Source organism: Streptomyces sp. NPDC005761 (genome assembly GCF_040630635.1).
Taxonomy (GTDB): Bacteria; Actinomycetota; Actinomycetes; order Streptomycetales; family Streptomycetaceae; genus Streptomyces.
In genome coordinates this window covers 1-19,295 of the sequence record NZ_JBEXXX010000071.1, presented here as the reverse complement: position 1 = coordinate 19,295, position 19,295 = coordinate 1, and the positions used below count along the sequence as shown (strand labels likewise).

Annotated in this window: 20 protein-coding genes and 5 tRNA genes; 8 read left to right on the top strand and 17 right to left on the bottom strand. The window is 69.9% G+C overall.

Annotation, left to right across the window (positions count from 1 at the left end; genetic code table 11):
- Nucleotides 1-111: 111 nt before the first annotated feature.
- The 3 genes from ABZ434_RS34885 to ABZ434_RS34875 all read right to left on the bottom strand — a co-directional run bounded on the left by ABZ434_RS34885 (nt 112) and on the right by ABZ434_RS34875 (nt 3,106).
- The gene (locus ABZ434_RS34885) at nt 112-1,269 is read right to left on the bottom strand and encodes a D-alanine--D-alanine ligase family protein (RefSeq protein WP_359145709.1); all 1,158 of its coding nucleotides are present in this window, start codon (nt 1,267-1,269) and stop codon (nt 112-114) included.
- 77 nt (nt 1,270-1,346) lie between these two features.
- Nucleotides 1,347-2,357, bottom strand: coding sequence for an NAD(P)H-dependent glycerol-3-phosphate dehydrogenase (locus ABZ434_RS34880; protein WP_359145706.1), 1,011 nt, complete (start codon nt 2,355-2,357; stop codon nt 1,347-1,349).
- Nucleotides 2,354-3,106 carry a lysophospholipid acyltransferase family protein gene (locus ABZ434_RS34875; protein WP_359145703.1) on the bottom strand — a complete coding sequence of 251 codons (753 nt, stop codon included), beginning with the start codon at nt 3,104-3,106 and terminating at the stop codon, nt 2,354-2,356. Before ABZ434_RS34875 ends, ABZ434_RS34880 begins: the two co-directional genes overlap by 4 nt.
- A 160-nt stretch (nt 3,107-3,266) precedes the next feature.
- Here ABZ434_RS34875 and cofC point away from each other — a divergent pair, with 160 nt between their 5' ends.
- Together cofC and ABZ434_RS34865 are read left to right on the top strand one after the other, a co-directional pair.
- Complete coding sequence (gene cofC, locus ABZ434_RS34870; RefSeq protein WP_359145700.1) at nt 3,267-3,950, top strand: 2-phospho-L-lactate guanylyltransferase; 684 nt, start codon at nt 3,267-3,269, stop codon at nt 3,948-3,950.
- A 10-nt stretch (nt 3,951-3,960) separates the two neighbouring features.
- A complete protein-coding gene (locus ABZ434_RS34865) occupies nt 3,961-4,164 on the top strand; it encodes a hypothetical protein (protein WP_219571306.1) in 204 nt (67 codons plus the stop codon).
- A gap of 83 nt (nt 4,165-4,247) precedes the next feature.
- Here ABZ434_RS34865 and ABZ434_RS34860 read toward each other — a convergent pair whose 3' ends face one another.
- The 4 genes from ABZ434_RS34860 to leuC all read right to left on the bottom strand — a co-directional run bounded on the left by ABZ434_RS34860 (nt 4,248) and on the right by leuC (nt 7,427).
- Nucleotides 4,248-4,928, bottom strand: a complete 681-nt coding sequence (locus ABZ434_RS34860) for an HU family DNA-binding protein (protein WP_359145696.1) — start codon at nt 4,926-4,928, stop codon at nt 4,248-4,250.
- A gap of 143 nt (nt 4,929-5,071) precedes the next feature.
- Complete coding sequence (locus ABZ434_RS34855) at nt 5,072-5,299, bottom strand: hypothetical protein (protein ID WP_136330716.1); 228 nt, start codon at nt 5,297-5,299, stop codon at nt 5,072-5,074.
- A gap of 104 nt (nt 5,300-5,403) precedes the next feature.
- The gene (gene leuD / locus ABZ434_RS34850) at nt 5,404-5,997 is read right to left on the bottom strand and encodes a 3-isopropylmalate dehydratase small subunit (protein WP_359145692.1); all 594 of its coding nucleotides are present in this window, start codon (nt 5,995-5,997) and stop codon (nt 5,404-5,406) included.
- Between the two features lie 5 nt (nt 5,998-6,002).
- Nucleotides 6,003-7,427, bottom strand: a complete 1,425-nt coding sequence (gene leuC, locus ABZ434_RS34845) for a 3-isopropylmalate dehydratase large subunit (RefSeq protein ID WP_359145689.1) — start codon at nt 7,425-7,427, stop codon at nt 6,003-6,005.
- A 174-nt stretch (nt 7,428-7,601) separates the two neighbouring features.
- On the opposite strand from leuC, the gene ndgR reads away from it, so the two are divergent.
- A complete protein-coding gene (gene ndgR, locus ABZ434_RS34840) occupies nt 7,602-8,318 on the top strand; it encodes an IclR family transcriptional regulator NdgR (protein WP_003966003.1) in 717 nt (238 codons plus the stop codon).
- A 71-nt stretch (nt 8,319-8,389) separates the two neighbouring features.
- Here ndgR and ABZ434_RS34835 read toward each other — a convergent pair whose 3' ends face one another.
- Complete coding sequence (locus ABZ434_RS34835; RefSeq protein WP_359145686.1) at nt 8,390-8,887, bottom strand: DUF4188 domain-containing protein; 498 nt, start codon at nt 8,885-8,887, stop codon at nt 8,390-8,392.
- A gap of 88 nt (nt 8,888-8,975) precedes the next feature.
- Here ABZ434_RS34835 and ABZ434_RS34830 point away from each other — a divergent pair, with 88 nt between their 5' ends.
- Nucleotides 8,976-9,617 (top strand): MerR family transcriptional regulator, encoded by a 642-nt coding sequence (locus tag ABZ434_RS34830; RefSeq protein WP_359145683.1) that lies wholly within the window; start codon nt 8,976-8,978, stop codon nt 9,615-9,617.
- Nucleotides 9,618-9,711: 94 nt separating this feature from the next.
- Here the strand turns inward: ABZ434_RS34830 and ABZ434_RS34825 are convergent.
- The 9 genes from ABZ434_RS34825 to ABZ434_RS34785 all read right to left on the bottom strand — a co-directional run bounded on the left by ABZ434_RS34825 (nt 9,712) and on the right by ABZ434_RS34785 (nt 13,794).
- Nucleotides 9,712-9,784: transfer RNA gene (locus ABZ434_RS34825), tRNA-Glu, on the bottom strand.
- A 27-nt stretch (nt 9,785-9,811) separates the two neighbouring features.
- A tRNA-Gln gene (locus ABZ434_RS34820) sits at nt 9,812-9,883 on the bottom strand.
- Between the two features lie 12 nt (nt 9,884-9,895).
- Nucleotides 9,896-9,968 (bottom strand) — tRNA-Glu (locus tag ABZ434_RS34815).
- A 60-nt stretch (nt 9,969-10,028) separates the two neighbouring features.
- Nucleotides 10,029-10,101, bottom strand: a tRNA-Glu gene (locus ABZ434_RS34810).
- Nucleotides 10,102-10,135: 34 nt separating this feature from the next.
- Nucleotides 10,136-10,207 (bottom strand) — tRNA-Gln (locus ABZ434_RS34805).
- Nucleotides 10,208-10,291: 84 nt separating this feature from the next.
- A complete protein-coding gene (locus ABZ434_RS34800; RefSeq protein WP_359145680.1) occupies nt 10,292-11,011 on the bottom strand; it encodes an HAD family hydrolase in 720 nt (239 codons plus the stop codon).
- Between the two features lie 95 nt (nt 11,012-11,106).
- A complete protein-coding gene (gene gltX / locus ABZ434_RS34795) occupies nt 11,107-12,579 on the bottom strand; it encodes a glutamate--tRNA ligase (protein ID WP_359145677.1) in 1,473 nt (490 codons plus the stop codon).
- On the bottom strand, nt 12,572-13,348 hold the full coding sequence (locus tag ABZ434_RS34790; protein ID WP_359145674.1) for a fumarylacetoacetate hydrolase family protein: 777 nt from the start codon (nt 13,346-13,348) through the stop codon (nt 12,572-12,574). The genes gltX and ABZ434_RS34790 overlap by 8 nt, the downstream gene beginning before the upstream one ends.
- Nucleotides 13,349-13,602: 254 nt before the next feature.
- Complete coding sequence (locus ABZ434_RS34785; protein ID WP_359145671.1) at nt 13,603-13,794, bottom strand: hypothetical protein; 192 nt, start codon at nt 13,792-13,794, stop codon at nt 13,603-13,605.
- A 578-nt stretch (nt 13,795-14,372) separates the two neighbouring features.
- Here ABZ434_RS34785 and ABZ434_RS34780 point away from each other — a divergent pair.
- The 4 genes from ABZ434_RS34780 to ABZ434_RS34765 all read left to right on the top strand — a co-directional run.
- A complete protein-coding gene (locus ABZ434_RS34780; RefSeq protein ID WP_359145668.1) occupies nt 14,373-18,068 on the top strand; it encodes a nitrate- and nitrite sensing domain-containing protein in 3,696 nt (1,231 codons plus the stop codon).
- Nucleotides 18,069-18,077: 9 nt separating this feature from the next.
- Nucleotides 18,078-18,491: a roadblock/LC7 domain-containing protein gene (locus ABZ434_RS34775; protein WP_006127850.1), complete on the top strand. Its 414-nt coding sequence runs from the start codon at nt 18,078-18,080 to the stop codon at nt 18,489-18,491.
- A 133-nt stretch (nt 18,492-18,624) separates the two neighbouring features.
- On the top strand, nt 18,625-19,032 hold the full coding sequence (locus tag ABZ434_RS34770; RefSeq protein WP_073738726.1) for a DUF742 domain-containing protein: 408 nt from the start codon (nt 18,625-18,627) through the stop codon (nt 19,030-19,032).
- Nucleotides 19,013-19,295 (top strand): ATP/GTP-binding protein (locus ABZ434_RS34765; RefSeq protein WP_351003482.1); only part of this gene is annotated, 283 nt, incomplete at its 3' end. The genes ABZ434_RS34770 and ABZ434_RS34765, both read left to right, overlap by 20 nt.

The window sequence follows — 19,295 nt, the reverse complement described above, 5'->3', positions numbered from 1 at the left end:
ATAGATCAGCGCGCCGTCGCGTAAAACAAAGACGGCTCCGGGAGCTTTGTCGTGGGCGGCGGGGCGCCCCCCCCCCCCGCCCCCCACCCCCTCGTGACGTGCCGGTGCCTCTCAGCGCAGGCCGGTCGGCCGGTCCAGCGCCGCCTGGATGAGCCGGTCCACCAGCTGCTGGTAGCTGACACCGCTCTCCTGCCACATGCGCGGGTACATGGAGATCGGGGTGAAGCCCGGCAGGGTGTTGATCTCGTTGATGACGAAGCCGCCGTCCTCGGTGAGGAAGAAGTCGGCACGGACCAGCCCCTCGCAGGAGGCGGCCTCGAAGGCCTCGACCGCGAGCCGCTGGACCTCGGCGGTCTCCTCCTCGGTGAGGGGGGCGGGCACGATCCCGGACGCCGCGTCGATGTACTTGGCCTCGAAGTCGTAGAAGTCGTGCGAGGTGACCGGCGGGATCTCGGCGGGCACGCTGGCACGCGGACCGTCCTCGAACTCCAGCACCCCGCACTCGATCTCGCGGCCCCGCAGCAGCGACTCCACCAGGAACTTGGGGTCGTGGCGGCGGGCTTCCTCGATCGCCGCGTCGAGGCCTGCGGCGTCGTCGACCTTGGTGATGCCGATGGACGAGCCGGCCCGGGCGGGCTTGACGAAGAGCGGCCAGCCGTGCTCACCGGCGAAGTCCGTGATGCGCTTGCGCGCGCCCTGGGGGTCGTGGTCCCACTCGCGAGGGCGTACGACCACGTACGGCCCGACGGGGAGCCCGAAGGAGGTGAAGACGCGCTTCATGTACTCCTTGTCCTGGCCGACCGCCGAGGCGAGGACACCGGCGCCGACGTACGGCACACCGGAGAGCTCCAGGAGGCCCTGGAGCGTGCCGTCCTCACCGTAGGGGCCGTGCAGGACGGGGAAGACGACGTCGACCTCGCCGAGCGCCTTGGGGACCGATCCGGGCTCGCTGTAGACCACTTCACGGCTGCCCGGGTCGACGGAGAGCACCACGCCGCCCTCGTCCGACTCGGACAGTTGTGCCACGTCGGGCATCTTCCGGTCCGTGATGGCCATGCGTTCGGGTGCGTCGGCGGTGAGCGCCCAGCGGCCGTCCGTCGTGATGCCGATCGGCAGGACGTCGTACTTCGTCCGGTCGATCGCGTTCAGGACCGCACCGGCCGTGACCACCGAAATGCCGTGCTCGGAACTGCGGCCGCCGAACACGACGGCCACACGCGGCTTGCGGAGCTGCTGCTCCGTGCTCTGGGGGAGGTTCTCGCTGCTCATATCGCGATGAGCGTACCTGCTGGTACGAGTCGCGTCAGCGCGGCCGGGGCCGTCCGGGGCCGAACGGGGTCAGCTTCTCAGGCCCGTTCGGCCTTGGCGCTGCGTGCCATCAGTTCCTTGACCGCGACCATGGGCGGCTTGCCCTCGTGGACGATGGAGACGACCGTCTCGGTGAGGGGCATCTCGACTCCGTGCCGTCGGGCCAGGTCGAGCACGGATTCGCACGACTTGACGCCCTCGGCGGTCTGCTTGGTGACGGCGATGGTCTCCTGGAGCGTCATGCCGCGGCCGAGGTTGGTGCCGAAGGTGTGGTTGCGCGAGAGCGGCGACGAGCAGGTCGCCACCAGGTCGCCGAGTCCCGCGAGTCCGGAGAAGGTCAGCGGGTCGGCGCCCATGGCCACGCCCAGCCGGATGGTCTCGGCGAGGCCGCGGGTGATGAGCGAGCCCTTGGTGTTGTCGCCGAGCCCCATGCCGTCGGCGATGCCTACTGCCAGTCCGATGACGTTCTTGACGGCGCCCCCGAGTTCGCAGCCGACCACGTCGGTGCTGGTGTACGGGCGGAAGTACGGGGTGTGGCAGGCGGCCTGGAGGCGGCGTGCGACGGACTCGTCCTGGCAGGCGACGACCGCTGCCGCGGGACGGCGTTCGGCGATCTCCTTGGCGAGGTTGGGTCCGGTGACGACGGCGATCCGGTCGGCGGAGACCCCAGTGATGTCCTCGATGACCTCGCTCATCCGCTTCGCGGTGCCGAGTTCGACGCCCTTCATCAGCGAGACCAGGACCGTCTGCGGCTCCAGGTGCGGGGCCCAGTCGGCGAGGTTGTCGCGCAGCGTCTGGGAGGGTACGACGAGCACTGCGAAGTCGGCGCCGCGCAGCGCTTCGGCGGCGTCCGTGGTGGCCCGGACCGATGCGGGCAGTTCGATGCCCGGCAGGTAGTCGGGGTTGGTACGGGTCGTGTTGACGGCCTCGGCGACCTCGGCCCGGCGCCCCCACAGGGTGACCTCGCAGCCCGCGTCGGCGAGGACCATGGCGAAGGCCGTACCCCATGAGCCGGTTCCGAAGACGGCTGCCTTTACGGGGTGCGTCACTTGGGTCCCTCTCCTTCGGCCTTGCGCCGTTGTTGTGCACGGGCCTTGCGGTGGTCGTAGAGCTCGGCGGGCGCCGTTTCGCCGCGCACCTCCTCCAGTTGCGCGGTGACCGCGTGCATGATGACCTCGGTCGCCTCGCGCAGCACGTCGGGCGTCGGCTCCAGCCCGTAGAAGCGGGAGAGGTCGACGGGCGGTCCGGCCTGGACCTGGAGGGTCTTGCGGGGGAAGAGGCGCACCTTCTTCTCCGTGGCGTAGGGCGGCACCGCCAGGTTGGCACCCCATTGGGCGACGGGGATGACCGGAGCACGGGTCATCAACGCGACGCGGGCGGCGCCGGTCTTCCCGGCCATCGGCCACATGTCGGGGTCGCGGGTGAGGGTGCCCTCGGGGTAGAAGGCGACGCATTCGCCGCGCTCGATCGCGTCGACGGCCGCCCGGAACGCGTCCAGCGCGTTCGTGGTCTCGCGGTACACCGGGATCTGGCCGGTGCCGCGCAGCATCATCCCGACGAAGGGGGTCTTGAAGAGGCCCGCCTTGGCGAGGAGCCGCGGCACCCGTCCGGTGTTGTACTGGAAATGCCCGTACGAAAGCGGGTCCAGGTACGAGTTGTGATTGACCGCGGTGATGAATCCGCCGTCGGCCGGAATGTGCTCCATTCCCCGCCAGTCGCGCTTGAACAGAATCACCAGCGGCGGTTTCGCGATGACCGCTGCCAGGCGGTACCAGAAGCCGATTCTGCGGCGGGACACTCGGACACCTTCCTGTATGGCCTGTCTGTGGAGCCGACTGCCGACCGACTACCGACGGTCAAGTCTCGCCCCAGGCCCCTGCTCTGTCGAGAACACCGTACGCCTCACCTTCGGGACCGACCCTCCAGGTTGTCGCACCGGCAGGCGAGAATAGGCGGCGATGCGCATCGAGGGGGAGACCGCCACGAACACCGACCCGACCGGCCCCTGGTCACTGGTCGTCCCGTTGAAGCCCCTGGCGCGGGCCAAGAGCAGGCTGACGCCCGCTTCCGGGGCCCTGTTGCGACCCCGGCTCGCCCTCGCGTTCGCCCGGGACACCGTGTCCGCCGCGCTGTCCTGCCCGGGGGTCGCCGATGTGGTGGTCGTCACGGACGACGGGGCGGCCGGGGCGGCCCTGGCGGCGCTCGGGGCCAGGATCGTGACGGACTCCCCGGCGGCCGGGCTCAACGCGGCCCTCGCGCACGGTGAACGCATGGTGCGGGCGGGCAGGCCGCGGGCTGCCGTCGCCGCGCTCAACGCCGATCTGCCCGCTCTGCGGCCGGCGGAATTGTCCCGGGTTCTCGAATTCTCCGCCGCTTTCCCCCGGACTTTCGTGACCGATGCAGCAGGAATCGGAACAACATTTCTCGCCGCTGGGCCGGGAGTGGAATTGCGCCCCGCTTTCGGCGGCCCGTCCAGGGCCCGGCATCTCGCGTCGGGGGCGGTGGAGATCACGCTGTCCGGGATCGATTCGGTACGCCAGGACGTGGACACGGGGGACGATCTGCGGGCCGCGCTGACTCTGGGGGTCGGCCCGTACACGGCGGGGCGCTGGGCCGCGGGGGTCCGGGCGGCGGACCGATAGGCTGCCGCCCATGCAGGCGACCTCGTACACGTACGACCCCGAGACCCGCACCGGCAGCGTGCTGCTCGACGACGGCACCCCGGTGGACTTCGACGCCCCGGCCTTCGACGCCGGCGGCCTGCGGCTGCTGCGTCCGGGGCAACGGGTGCGGATCGAGGGGCAGGGCGAGGGTGCCGCGCTGCGGATCACCCTGGTGACGCTGCAGACATTCTGAGCGCCCCGTAACAGCCCGCGGGCCGGGCTCCCCGAGGGGAGCCCGGCCCGGCGCGTGTGTGAGGAGCCCTGAGGTTCCGGTCCTCACTTCTTGCGTGCAGTGGCCTTCTTGGCCGTGGTCTTGCGCGCTGTGGTCTTCTTCGCGGGCGCCTTCTTCGCCGTGGTCTTCTTGGCGGGCGCGGTCTTGGCCGCGACGGTCTTCTTGGCGGTCGTCGCCGTCTTCTTCGCCGCCGCCGGGGTCGCCTTCTTCGCGGCCGTCGTGGTCTTCTTCGCCGCCGCGGACGTCTGCTTCGCGGTGGTCTTCTTGGCGGTGGCCGTGGTCTTCTTCGCCGTTCCCACGGCCTTCTTGGCGGTGGCTGCCTTCTTCGCCACGGCCTTCTTGGCGGTGGCCTTCTTGGCGGCGGCCTTGGCCGTCGTGCGGGTGGAAGAACCGCCCGAGAGGCTGCCCTTGGGGGCCTTCTTCACGGCCACGTCGTTCTTGGGGAGCTTCTTCGAGCCGCTCACCAGGTCCTTGAAGCCCTGTCCCGCACGGAAGCGGGGCACCGAGGTCTTCTTGACCCGTACGCGCTCACCCGTCTGCGGGTTGCGGGCGTAACGGGCGGGGCGGTCGACCTTCTCGAACGAGCCGAAGCCGGTGACCGAAACCCGGTCACCTGCGACAACCGCACGGACGATCGCGTCGAGCACCGCGTCGACGGCGTCCGCGGCCTGCTGACGGCCGCCGACCTTGTCGGCAATCGCTTCTACGAGCTGCGCCTTGTTCACGTCTTCCCCTTCGGAGACATCGCCCGAACGAAACTGTTCAGGCTTTTTCGCACGTTAGGCAGATATATACCGCAAATCAAACACGAAACGGGCTAATCACCCTAGTGCCGCAACGAAGTCGACCGCTGCGCAGTTCCGCAGAGTCAGTCACCTTCGGGGAATCGGCCCTCATCGAGGTCCTTCATCAACCGGTCCAGACGCCTTGCTGCATCTGGGAGATCGTGCTTTGCCGCGGCCGTGACGACCAACAGCTTCCGGTTCAGCGCCATCCGTACGCCCTCCGGGACTTGCAGTGCACGCACTCGCGAGTGCGCTTCCTTCAATTGGTCGGCGACTTGGCCGTAAAGCTTGAGTTGGCTGTCGCGTTCCATGCACCGATTGTGCCATCTGGGGCGAGTTGTCGCCCGACGGGGTCTCAACAAGCGACTGCGCCCCCTACCAGAAGGCAGGGGGCGCAGGACGGGAAACGCGCTGCTCAGGCGTTAATTGTACGGGGCTTGTGGGCCGGCCTGGCCGCCTCGTAGGTCGCGATGTCCGCTTCGTTCTGCAGGGTGAGGCTGATGTCGTCCAGCCCGTTCAGCAGCCGCCAGCGGGCGTTCTCGTCGAGCTCGAAGTCGGCGGTGACGCCCTCCGCGAGGACCTGCCGCTTCTCCAGGTCGACGGTGATCTCTGCCGTCGGGTCGGCCTCGGTCAGCTCCCACAGGGCGTCGACGACCGACTGGTCCAGGACCACGGTCAACAGCCCGTTCTTCAACGAGTTGCCGCGGAAGATGTCGGCGAACCGGGAGGAGATGACGGTCTTGAAGCCGTAGTTCTGGAGCGCCCAGACGGCGTGCTCGCGCGAGGAGCCGGTGCCGAAGTCGGGGCCGGCCACCAGGACCGAGGCGCCCCGCCGCTCCGGGCGGTTGAGGACGAAGTTCTCGTCCTTGCGCCAGGCCTCGAAGAGTCCGTCCTCGAAGCCGTCCCGGGTGACCTTCTTCAGCCAGTGGGCAGGGATGATCTGGTCGGTGTCGACGTTGCTGCGGCGCAGCGGGACGGCCCGGCCGGTGTGTGCGGTGAAAGCTTCCATGATTCTCAGACTCCGGCGGGCGTACGGACGTCGGACAGGTCGGCCGGCGAGGCCAGATGGCCCAGCACGGCGGTGGCGGCGGCGACCTGGGGGGAGACCAGGTGCGTGCGGCCGCCCTTGCCCTGCCGGCCCTCGAAATTGCGGTTCGAGGTCGAGGCGGAGCGCTCGCCGGGGGCCAGCTGGTCGGGGTTCATGCCCAGGCACATCGAGCAACCGGCGTGCCGCCATTCGGCGCCGGCGGCGGTGAAGACCTTGTCCAGGCCCTCCTCCACTGCCTGCAGCGCGACCCGGACGGAGCCCGGGACGACCAGCATCCGTACACCGTCGGCGACTTTGCGGCCGTCCAGGATCGCGGCCGCGTTGCGCAGGTCCTCGATCCGGCCGTTGGTGCAGGAGCCTACGAAGACGGTGTCGACGTTGATCTCGCGCAGCGGCTGGCCGGCGGTCAACCCCATGTACTCCAGGGCCTTTTCGGCGGCGTTGCGCTCCGAGGCGTCCTCGTACGAAGCAGGATCGGGGACGTTGGCCGACAGCGGCGCGCCCTGGCCGGGGTTGGTGCCCCAGGTGACGAACGGCGCCAGTTCGGCGGCCTCGATGACCACCTCGGCGTCGAAGACCGCGTCGTCGTCCGTGCGCAGGGTCTTCCAGTACGCGACGGCCGCGTCCCAGTCCTCGCCCTGCGGGGCGTGGTCCCGTCCCTGCAGATAGTCGAAGGTGGTCCGGTCGGGGGCGATCATGCCCGCCCTGGCACCGGCCTCGATCGACATGTTGCAGATGGTCATCCGGGCCTCCATCGAGAGCTTCTCGATGGCGGAGCCGCGGTATTCGAGGATGTAGCCCTGGCCGCCGCCGGTGCCGATCCGCGCGATGATCGCGAGGATCAGGTCCTTGGCGGTGACGCTCTCGGGCAGTTCGCCGTCGATGGTGATCGCCATCGTCTTCGGGCGGGCCAGCGGCAGCGTCTGGGTGGCGAGCACGTGCTCGACCTGGCTGGTGCCGATGCCGAACGCCAGGGCGCCGAAGGCACCGTGCGTGGAGGTGTGGGAGTCACCGCAGACGACCGTGGTGCCGGGCTGGGTCAGGCCCAGCTGCGGGCCGACCACGTGCACGACGCCCTGCTCGACGTCACCCAGCGGGTGCAGCCGGACGCCGAACTCCGCGCAGTTCTTGCGCAGGGTCTCCAGCTGAGCGCGGGAGACCGGGTCGGCGATCGGCTTGTCGATGTCGAGGGTCGGGGTGTTGTGGTCCTCGGTGGCGATGGTGAGGTCGAGGCGCCGCACCGGGCGTCCGGCCTGCCGCAGACCGTCGAAGGCCTGCGGGCTGGTCACCTCGTGCAGCAGGTGCAGATCGATGTAGAGGAGGTCGGGCTCGCCTTCCGCGCGCCGGACGACATGGTCGTCCCAAACCTTCTCCGCGAGTGTCCTACCCATCGCTTTCCCTCCGGCCGGCGTCGTCGCCGGCCCAACTAGAGATTCGGTGCGCCGCCGTCCGGACCCCCGTGCGGGGCGGTGGCTACGGGCCGTTGTGGGGCCGCCCGTACAGGTTCGCAACTTCCCTGGAAAATTGAACTTGCGTTTCACAGAGTGAGACGCGAGTATCGTCGTATGGACAACTCTAGCGGCGTCGGCGTTCTCGACAAGGCAGCTCTGGTTTTGAGCGCCCTGGAGTCCGGACCGGCCACCCTCGCCGGGCTGGTCGCGGCGACCGGGCTCGCACGACCCACGGCTCACCGACTGGCCGTGGCACTGGAACACCACCGCATGGTGGCAAGGGACATGCAGGGCCGTTTCATTCTCGGCCCCCGCCTGTCGGAGCTCGCCGCGGCTGCGGGCGAGGACCGACTGCTGGCCACGGCCGGACCGGTACTCACACATCTGCGCGACATCACCGGCGAGAGCGCTCAGCTCTATCGCCGGCAGGGCGACATGCGTATCTGCGTGGCGGCGGCGGAGCGGCTGTCCGGTCTCCGGGACACCGTGCCGGTCGGCTCCACGCTCACCATGAAGGCGGGATCATCCGCCCAGATCCTGATGGCCTGGGAGGAGCCGGAGCGTCTCCACCGCGGCCTCCAGGGTGCCCGCTTCACGGCCACAGCGCTCTCCGGCGTACGGCGCCGGGGCTGGGCCCAGTCGATCGGCGAGCGCGAGCCGGGCGTGGCCTCGGTCTCCGCCCCGGTGCGTGGCCCGTCGAACCGCGTGGTCGCGGCCGTCTCGGTCTCCGGACCGATCGAGCGACTGACCCGCCACCCGGGCCGGATGCACGCCCAGGCCGTGATCGACTCGGCCGCCCGGCTGAGCGAGGCGCTGCGCCGCACGGGCTGAGCCGCCGCACCGCCCCTTCTCACATGCCGCCCCAGCGTCGTGGCGGCCCCATCCCGTCCAGTTCCCATGCCTCACTTCGCCGGCGAGCGGTGTGCGAAACGATCCGCCCCACGGCGGCCCCGCCTCTCGATCGGCAGCGACCCCGTCGCCGCGGCCAGTCCGTACGCCGGCATATCCGCGTATATGGACTCGTAGCCGCCCTCCGGCACCACATAGGTCTCGTGCCACAGCCCCACGTGCTGCCGGGACTTCTTCTCCTTGCGGTTGATCATCGCCCACGCCTTGCGGTGCAGCATGTCCGGCGCCACGGCGTACTCGTACAGCTTCTCCTTCGACTCCCAGTACTGGACGACGTAGTACGTCCTCGGCGAACCGGTCAGCAGGTGGTACCCGAGCAGGCCACGGCTCCTGTCCCGGCTCAACTCCCGCAGCAGGCGCGGCATCGCGAGGAGGACGGGGAGCCAGTGGTGCACTCCCCAGAAGTGGTTGATGCGCATGCCGATCAGCAGGACGACCACGTCCCCCTCGGCCGCCGCGGTCGTCCGTCCCGGAATCGGTTTCGCAGACATGCGGGCCCCCTGGCCTCGTTGGAGAGTTGCACTATCCAATGATTGGATCGTGGCACCGCCCGAGGGGCGGCGCAAGGGAGGGGACCGAATGCGACTCTCGGAACTGAGTGAGCAGAGCGGCGTCAGCACGGCGACGATCAAGTACTACCTGCGCGAGGGGCTGTTGCCGCCGGGGCGGCGGGTGAGCGCGACGCAGGCCGAGTACGACGACAGCCATGTGCGCCGCCTTCGGCTCGTCCGGGCGCTCCTCCAGGTGGGCCGTCTCCCCGTGGCGACGGCGCGCGAGGTGCTGGCCCACGCCGACGACGCGTCCCTGGGCCGGACGATCCGGCTGGGCGCGGCTCTCTGGGCACTGCCGCACGGTCCCGAGCCCGACGCGGAGGCCCCGGAGACGGCGCTCGCCACCGCCGAGGTCGAGGAGCTCCTGGAGCGGCTGGGATGGTCGACCGCGCAGGAGCTCGGCGCGCTCTCCCCCTCGCACCGTTCACTGGTGGCATCCCTGGCCACCCTGTTCCGCCTCGGATACCCGTGCCCGGTCGACCAGATGGCGGAGTACGCACGCCTCATGCACGCGGCGGCGGTGCGCGATCTGGACCTGATGGAGACGTACCCCACACAGACGGAGCAGGTGGAGATGGCGGTCGCCTCCGCGGTGCTGTACGAACCGATGATGGCGGCGCTGCGACGGCTGGCCCAGGAGGAGGAGTCGGCCCGTCGGTACGGGCTGTGAGCGCGGCTCCGGCAGGTGCACCGGCCGAACGGTCCCCCATACGCAAGGGAAGGCCCCTCACCGGAGTGAAGGGCCTTCGTCTGTTGCTCTGTTGTACCCCCGACCGGATTTGAACCGGCGCTACTGCCGTGAGAGGGCAGCGTGCTAGGCCGCTACACAACGGGGGCTTGGGTACTGCGACTTGCTGTCTTGCGCTGGGCTACCAGGACTCGAACCTAGAATGACGGTACCAGAAACCGTAGTGTTGCCAATTACACCATAGCCCATGGTGTTACAAGTACCCCCGACCGGATTCGAACCGGCGCTACTGCCGTGAGAGGGCAGCGTGCTAGGCCGCTACACAACGGGGGCCCTAGCGATCCTGCATCAAGAACGTGGGTGCGACCCAGGTGTTCTCGCGGGAAGGATCTGTACCCCCGACCGGATTCGAACCGGCGCTACTGCCGTGAGAGGGCAGCGTGCTAGGCCGCTACACAACGGGGGCTTGTCCTGCTACTTACTTGTCTTGCTGTCTTGCGCTGGGCTACCAGGACTCGAACCTAGAATGACGGTACCAGAAACCGTAGTGTTGCCAATTACACCATAGCCCACTGAAACGCAACCCCTTGGGGCCTTGTCTCTGTCTGCGCTTCCGTTCGGATCTTTCGTCCCGCTCGGGCGGCGCAGGAAGAACATTACCTGAAGGTGTCCGGCGCTCCAAAACGGGTATCGCCCGTCAGCAGGCCGGGAAGCTGGTCGAGGGCCGTGATCCGGACGAGTTCGGGCCGTCCGCCCCTCCCCTGCCGGTCCAGCCAGACGCCCGCGAGACCGGCGGCCACCGCCCCGCTTGCGTCGATATCGGGTTCGTCCCCCACGTAGACGACTTCCGCCGGCGGTAGGGCCAGGGCCTCGCAGGCGGCGAGGAACGCCTCGGGGGCGGGCTTAGAGATGCCCAGCTCCGCCGCGCACAGGACGGATTCGAAACGCTCGCGCACCCCGAGCACGGTCAGCTTGTGGTGCTGCTGTTCCAGGGCGGAGTTCGACAGCACGGCGTGCCGGTAGACCCCGCTCAGAGCGTCGAGTGCGGGCACGGTGTCCGGGAAGAGCGCCCAGGCGGCTTCGTAGTGGGCGATGTGGCGCTCGAACCAGGCATCGGCCGCCGCGTCGTCCAGCGGGCGGGCGAGGAAGTCCCTGGCCCGGTCACGGCGCTGGCCCTGCCAGTCGGTCTCGCCGTCGGAGAACCGCTGCCAGTGGCGCCTGGTGAGCCGCCCCCAGGCGTCGAGGGCCTCGGCGGCCGTGGCGTAGCCCTCGGGCAGGCCCTCGGCCGCGAGGTGCCGGGACATGCCGGTGGCGGCGGCCGTCGTGTAGTCGAAGAGTGTGTCGTCCACGTCCCAGAGGACGGCTCTGATCGGCATGATCCGACTCTACGCGCACGCCGGAACGGGCGGACGGGCCCGGCAGCCGCTGTGTGCGGCTGCCGGGCCCGTCCGTATCGTGGGCGATTGCGTCGTTACGCGGCCAGCTTCGCCAGCGCCGCGTCGATGCGGGCGATCGTGCGCTCGCGGCCCAGGATCTCCAGGGACTCGAAGAGCGGCAGGCCGATCGTGCGGCCGGTGACGGCGACGCGGACCGGGGCCTGAGCCTTGCCCAGCTTCAGACCGTGCTCCTCACCGGCGGCGAGGACGGCGGCCTTCAGGGCCTCCGCGTTCCACTCTGCGGCGATCAGCTTGGCGCGGGCCGTCACGAGCAGGGCGTCGGAGCCCTCCTTCATCGCCTTGGTCCAGGACGCCTCGTCGGTCGCCGGCTCGTCCAGGAAGAGGAAGTCGACGTTGGCCGTGATCTCGGAGAGGACCGTGACCCGGGTCTGCGCGTGCGGGGCGATCTCCGCGAACACGTCCGCGTCGAAGGCCTCCGGGGCCCAGGGTGCGAACGGGGCCTGCAGCCAGGGGCCGCACGCCTCGGTGAACGTCTTCACATCCAGCTTGCGGATGTGCTCGGCGTTGATGTGCTCGCACTTCTTCAGGTCGAAGCGGGCCGGGTTGGCGTTGACGTCCTTGATGTCGAACGCCGCGACCATCTCGTCGATGTCGAAGATGTCCCGGTCCTCGGCGATCGACCAGCCGAGCAGCGAGAGGTAGTTGAGCAGCCCCTCGCGCAGGAATCCGCGCTCGCGGTAGAGGTTGAGCGAGGCCTGGGGGTCACGCTTGGAGAGCTTCTTGTTGCCCTCGCCCATGACGTACGGCAGGTGGCCGAACTCCGGGGTCCGCTTGGCGATGCCCAGCTCGGTGAGCGCCGCGTACAGGGCGATCTGGCGCGGGGTGGAGGAGAGCAGGTCCTCGCCGCGCAGGACGTGGGTGATCTCCATCAGCGCGTCGTCGACCGGGTTGACCAGCGTGTAGAGCGGGGCGCCGTTGGCGCGGACGATGCCGTAGTCCGGCACGTTCTCCGGCTGGACGGTGATGTCGCCGCGGACCAGGTCGGTGAAGGTGAGGGCCTCGTCGGGCATCCGGAAGCGGACGATGGACGTGCGCCCCTCGGCCTCGTACGCGGCCTTCTGCTCCGCGCCCAGGTCGCGGCAGTGGCCGTCGTAGCCGGACGGCTTGCCGGCGGCGCGGGCGGCGTCGCGGCGGGTGTCGAGCTCCTCGGTGGTGCAGTAGCAGTGGTACGCGTGACCGGCGGCGAGGAGCTTCTCGGCGACGTCCTTGTACAGGTCCATGCGCTGCGACTGGCGGTACGGGGCGTGCGGGCCGCCGACCTCGGGGCCCTCGTCCCAGTCGAGGCCGAGCCAGCGCATCGCCTCGAGGAGCTGCTGGTACGACTCCTCGGAGTCGCGCGCCGCGTCGGTGTCCTCGATGCGGAAGACCAGGGTGCCCTGGTGGTGCCGGGCGAAGGCCCAGTTGAAGAGAGCTGTCCGGACCAGGCCCACGTGCGGGTTACCGGTCGGGGAGGGACAGAAACGTACGCGGACAGGTGCGTTAACCACGCTTGATCACCTTGTTGGTGAGAGTGCCGATGCCTTCGATGGTGACGGCGACCTCGTCGCCGACATGGAGGGGTCCGACCCCTGCGGGAGTGCCGGTGAGGATCACATCGCCCGGGAGCAGCGTCATCGCTTCCGTGATGTGCACGACCAGGTCCTCGATGGAGCGGATCATCTCGCTCGTACGGCCCAGCTGGCGTTGCTCGCCGTTGACCGTGGCCTGGATGGCGATGTCGCTGGGGTCGAGGTCGGTCTCCACCCAGGGGCCGAGCGGGCACGAGGTGTCGAAGCCCTTGGCCCTGGCCCACTGCTTCTCGCGCTTCTGGGCGTCGCGGGCGGTGACGTCGTTGGCGCAGGTGTAGCCGAAGATGACGTCCTTGACCCGCTCCCGCGGCACCTCGCGGCACATCCGGCCGATGACCACGGCCAGCTCGGCCTCGTGGTGCACCTCGTCGGAGAAGGAGGGGTACTCGATGGCGTCGCCGGAGCCGATCACCGAGGTGGTGGGCTTGAAGAAGGCGACGGGGACGTCGGGGACCTCGTTGCCGAGTTCCGCGGCGTGCTCCGCGTAGTTGCGGCCGATGGCCACGACCTTGTTGGGGAGCACGGGCGGCAGCAGCCGGACCTTGCTCAGCGGGACCTTGGTCCCGGAGAGCTCGAAGTCGGCGTACGGGATGCCCTTGATGATGTCGAGGACGAGACCATCGGGCCCGTCGCCCTCGACCGCGCCGAAGGCGACATTGCCGTCGATGGAGAACCTGGCGATGCGCACGGGTTGCTGTCGCCCCTCACTTGCTGGGTAGCTGAAGACTGACGCTCCAGGCTATCGCCTCGCCCGGCGGGGTTTGTCCCGGAAGGAGCGGTCCTCCGGTACGTGCGGGGGCAGGGCGCCGGTACGTGCGTGCGCAGGGCGCCGGAGCGGCCTCGTGCCGGAGCTGCGCGGGCGCTCCGGCAACACGGCGAAGCGCGCTGCCGGACGCCGCGACGGAGCGGACCCCGCCGGGCGGGGCGCCGGCGCCTCACGTGTTACTCGGCGGCGGCCGTGGTGGCTGCGGGGGCGGTCATCAGGATCGTGCGGCGCGGGTTGGCCGTCTGCGTCGGCAGGTCGACTGCGTGCTCCGGCCGGTCCGGCGTCTGCAGCGCTTCGGCGTCCTTGAGGTGCGCCAGCGTGGTGCGCCGGGGGTTGGCAATGTTGCGGAACATCATCGTCGTCTTCATCTGCCGTACGGACCCTGTCGGTCGGGGCGCCACCCGGAGGGGCGCCGGTTGTCGGTTTCGCCATCCCTGTAAAGCGTCAGGCTAAACATCCGATTCCCAGCGGGGGCCCGGAAGAGACGGCGATCATCCTGTGAGTTTGCTCACGAAGTGAGCGACAATTCCGCCAATTCGGGCGCTGGATGCGGCAGGAAGAAACGGACATTGCATCACTGAATAAATCATTCCGCTCCTGATCATGTCGACTGGGACACCGGTCCACCCAACCTGATCCACCCGCAATCGTCCGTTATGTCAGTGAACGGCCTGCACGTCTTGTTACCCCGCCATCACAACGTGTCATCCAGGTCACAGCCCGGTACCTGGCCCTTGTTGGAGATCCGGCACTGTGCTGGAATTCCACGCACCGCCGCGGGTTTCAAGCCGGCGCGCAGGGGCGCTACGCAGCGCCGAGTGGCGGCGGGAAGGGGAAGAGCGCCGGTCACTCACGACCACCATGGGGCGGTAGAACGCCCCACGACGCCGACACCGTTCCTTCCGTCCATGACGGGAGAACGCCTGGTCCAGAGGTTGCGACGCTAGTGCAGGGACGTTTCAAGAGGGATGGCAGCGCTGCGGCGGAACAGGAGCCGCGCGGCGGGACCGACCGCGGTTCCTCGCCCCAGCACGCCCAGAACCCGGGACCGGCCGCGGCCGGCGACAACAGCGAGCGCGAACGGCGCCCCGGCTCCGCGGCGGGCGGTGGGTCCGATCCGGTCTCCGCGCCCAAGTCGCGGGGCCCGGTCAACACGGGATCACGAGTAGCTCTCCGCAACTGGCGCATCAGCACGCGCCTGGTCTCCCTGCTCGCCCTCCCCGTGGTCGCCGCGACCACGCTGGGTGGCCTCCGTATCAACGACTCCATGAACGACATCCAGCAGCTGGAGCACATGCAGCTGCTCACCCAGATGACGAAGCAGGCGACGTCGCTGGCGCAGGCACTCCAGGAGGAGCGGGACCGCTCGGCCGGACCGCTGTCCAACGGAGTGCCGGCGGACGACTTCAAGGTCACGGAGCCCCGGAAGAAGACCGACCGCGCGAAGAAGTCCTTCTTCTCGGCGACGAACGACATCGGCGACACCACCGGTGACGAGGCACTGGAGAGCATTCACTCCAGCGTCCAGCAGATCGCCTCGCAGCTCGGCTCCATCCGCGACATCCGCAAGCAGGCGTACGCGAAGGACAGTCCGAGTCTTCAGACCGTCGACGCCTACAGCCAGCTGATCACCTCGCTGCTGAGCCTCTCGCAGGACATGGCGCAGGCGACCAGCAGCCCGGAGATGATCAAGCGGACCCGCGCCCTGGCGGCCTTCTCCTCCGCCAAGGAGTACGCGTCGATCCAGCGGGCGATCATCGCGGCCGCGCTGCCCGGCGGCAACGACAAGCAGCCGCACCTCGACCGCAACGACCAGCAGTTCGGTCTGGCCGCTCAGCGCAAGGAGGACGCGGCCCGCCGCTCCTTCGAGGCGATCTACACGACCACGGGCAAGAGCGCCGACGAGCTGACCTCCACGCTCGACGAGGGCCAGCCCGAGATCAAGGCCGCCGACACCTACGCCAAGAAGGTGCTCGACAACGCCAACGGCATGAGCAGTCCGGGTGCGCGCCGTTCGTACATGGACTGGTACGACCAGGACTCCACCAAGATCCAGGCCATGAAGCAGATCGAGGAGACGCTCCTCAGCGACATGGAGGGCAAGGCGCGCGAGCTGCGCGACGAGTCCCAGCGCAGCGCGATCATCAGTGGTGCGCTCATCCTGCTCGTTCTCGGTGTCTCGCTGGTCGGCGCGTTCGTCGTCGCCCGGTCCATGATCCGCTCGCTGCGCCGGCTGCAGGACACCGCCACGCGCGTCGCCCAGGACCGGCTGCCCGAGCTCGTCAAGCAGCTCTCGGAGACCGACCCGCAGGACGTCGACACCTCGGTCGAGTCTGTCGGTGTGCACTCCCGGGACGAGATCGGCAAGGTGGCCGCGGCCTTCGACGACGTGCACCGCGAAGCCGTCCGTCTCGCCGCCGAGCAGGCCCTCCTCCGGGGCAACGTCAACGCGATGTTCACCAACCTCTCGCGCCGTTCGCAGGGCCTCATCCAGCGTCAGCTCTCGCTCATCTCCGAGCTGGAGTCGCGCGAGGCCGACCCGGACCAGCTGTCCTCGCTCTTCAAGCTCGACCACCTCGCGACCCGTATGCGCCGGAACGGTGAGAACCTCCTCGTCCTCGCCGGCGAGGAGCCGGGCCGCCGGTGGACCCGTCCGGTGCCGCTGGTCGACGTGCTCCGTGCCGCCGCCTCCGAGGTGGAGCAGTACGAGCGCATCGAACTGGCCGCGGTGCCCGCCACCGAGGTCGCCGGCCGGGTCGTCAACGACCTCGTGCACCTCCTCGCCGAGCTGCTGGAGAACGCCACGTCGTTCTCCTCGCCGCAGACCAAGGTCCGCGTCACCGGCCACGCGCTGCCCGACGGCCGGGTGCTCGTCGAGATCCACGACACGGGCATCGGCCTCTCCCCCGAGGACCTCGCGGCGATCAACGAGCGGCTCGCCTCGCCGCCCACCGTGGACGTCTCGGTCTCGCGCCGCATGGGTCTGTTCGTGGTCGGCCGGCTGTCGCTGCGTCACGGCATCCGCATCCAGCTGCGCCCCTCGGACTCCGGTGGCACGACCGCGCTGGTCATGCTCCCGGTCGATGTCGCGCACGGCGGGAAGCAGCCCGCTCCGAAGCAGGCCCCGGGCCAGCAGTCCGCCCCCGGCGGGCTCCTCGCCGGCGGCAACGCGCCCCGCACCGGCCTCGAAGGCGCTCCTTCGGCCCCGGGCGGGCGCCTCGCCGCCGGGCCCGGCGCCGCACGCGGCCAGGTCGGCACGGGCTCCGGGCCGCGAGCGGCCCTGCCGGCCCGCGACGGTGGCCCGAACCAGCCGGGCCAGCCCGGTCAGCCCGGCGGCCAGCAGAACTCCGGCTTCCAGAGCGCCGGTCTCCCCGGCACCGGTCCGCAGGGCCGGCAGCCCGACGCCTCGCGCCCGGAGCCGCCGCGTCAGGGTGGCGGGCTCTCCGGTGCCTTCGGCGGCGGTGCCCGGCTGGGCGCCCGCGGCCAGGGCGACGGCCCGGGCCGTACGGAGTCGGGTCAGCCCAGTCTGTTTGACCAGAGGCGTCCTGAGCAGGGCGGTCCTGCCCGGCAGGCCCCGCAGCCGCAGCAGGCCCGGCAGAACCCGCCCGGCCAGGGCGGCGGCTTCCAGCAGCCCGGCGGCCCCGCCCAGAACGACCGACAGCTGCCTCCGGTCGGCGGCCCGCGCGCGGAACTTCCGGGTGGCAACCCCCAGCCGCAGCGTCCGCAGACCACCAGCTGGGGCAGCAGCCAGGAGCCGTCCGCACCGCGGCGCTCCCCGCTCGACGCGCCCCGCGGTCATGAGGAGCCCGAGTCCACCGGCCAGTTCCAGCGGCCGCTGAACCCGCCGCCGCTCGGCCCCCGTCCGCCCATGGACAACCAGCAGGGGCCCGGCGCCACCGCCGAGTTCGCCCGTCCGGACTTCTCGGCACCGGCCCCGCAGCAGCGGCCCGCGCCGCAGGCGCCGGACCCGGCGAGCACCGCGCAGTTCGCCCGCCCCGACTTCGGGCAGCCCGCCCAGGGTCAGCCCGCGCCGCGCCAGCGTGACCGCGACAACGGGGACTTCGGTGCCCCGCGTCCGCCCGTCGCGCCGGCTCCGGCCGGGGACTTCCGGCCGGCCCTGCCGCAGCAGTCGCAGCCGGAGGCACTGCCGCCGGCCGGTCCCGGTGACGGCCGTACACCGCTGTACGACACGCTGGAGACGAACTGGTTCCACGGCCCGCAGCAGGGCGGCCAGCAGCCGCCCGCCGCGCCGCAGGCACCCGGTTTCCCCCAGCAGCCCGCCGAGGAGCGTTCCGCTCCCGCCGCACCGCGTCGCGGTGCCGGTGACACCAGCGGCGCCACAAGTTCCTGGCGTGCCTCTCCGAACGACGAACTCGTCCGGCAGGCGGAGCGGGTGAAGAAGCCCGCAGCAGGCGGAATTACGACATCCGGTCTGCCTCGCCGGGTCCCGCGTGCCAATCTGGTGCCGGGTACCGCCCAGCAGCAGAACCACCAGTCCGGTCCCCAGGTGTCGCGTGCGCCCGATGATGTGCGCGGGCGGCTGACCAATCTCCGCCGGGGCATCCAGCAGGGGCGTCAGGCCAACAACGGCCCGTCGACCGGCAGTTTTCCACTTGGCCCCACTCACCAGCAGGAGCGTTAGTTGAGCCCGATGAGTCAGGCCGCACAGAATCTCAACTGGTTGATCACCAACTTCGTGGACAACACCCCCGGGGTGTCGCACACGGTGGTGGTCTCCGCAGACGGCCTGCTGCTGGCGATGTCCGAAGGTTTCCCGCGCGACCGCGCCGACCAGCTGGCGGCTGTGGCCTCCGGTCTGACCTCGCTGACCGCGGGTGCCTCCCGGATCTTCGAGGGCGGCGCCGTCAGCCAGACCGTGGTGGAGATGGAACGCGGATTCCTCTTCCTGATGTCCATCTCCGACGGCTCCTCACTGGCCGTGCTCGCCCACCCGGACGCCGACATCGGTCTTGTCGGCTACGAAATGGCTCTGCTGGTGGACCGGGCAGGCACCGTCCTGACTCCGGACCTCCGTGCCGAGCTGCAGGGCAGCCTGCTCCACTAGGCGGCCGTGAATCGGTGACACAGACGATTAGCCCAGGTACCGCACTCATCTCTCGCCCGTCCGGCCGCTTACAGCCCCCCACCGGCCCCTTCAGACGGCAAGCCGACACCCTGCTGTCACGCCCGGAGGATTCATGACCCCGCCACCCGCCTCACCCGATCCGTACGGCGCGTTGAACCACGCGTCGTACGAAGGTGAAGGCGATCAGCCGCTGGTCCGTCCGTACGCCATGACCGGCGGACGGACCCGACCGCGCTACCAGCTAGCGATAGAGGCGCTGGTCAGCACCACGGCCGACCCCGCGCACCTGGGGACGCTGCTCCCCGAGCACCAGCGGATCTGCCACCTCTGCCGTGAGGTCAAGTCGGTGGCCGAGGTGTCGGCCCTGCTGTCGATGCCGCTCGGTGTGGCCCGGATTCTCGTCGCGGACCTGGCGGAAGCCGGCATGGTGGCCATCCACCAGCCGGGCAACGGAGAGGCCGGCGGCGCGCCGGATGTGACACTGCTCGAAAGGGTGCTCAGTGGACTTCGCAAGCTCTAGTGGCGGTGCAGCCCGGGCCACCACCTCGGCGAAGATCGTGGTGGCGGGCGGATTCGGCGTGGGTAAGACCACGTTTGTCGGTGCCGTTTCGGAGATCAATCCGCTGCGCACCGAAGCCGTGATGACGTCCGCCTCGGCGGGCATCGACGACCTGACGCACACCGGCGGCAAGACCACCACGACGGTGGCCATGGACTTCGGCCGCATCACCCTCGACCAGGACCTGATCCTGTACCTCTTCGGTACACCCGGACAGGACCGCT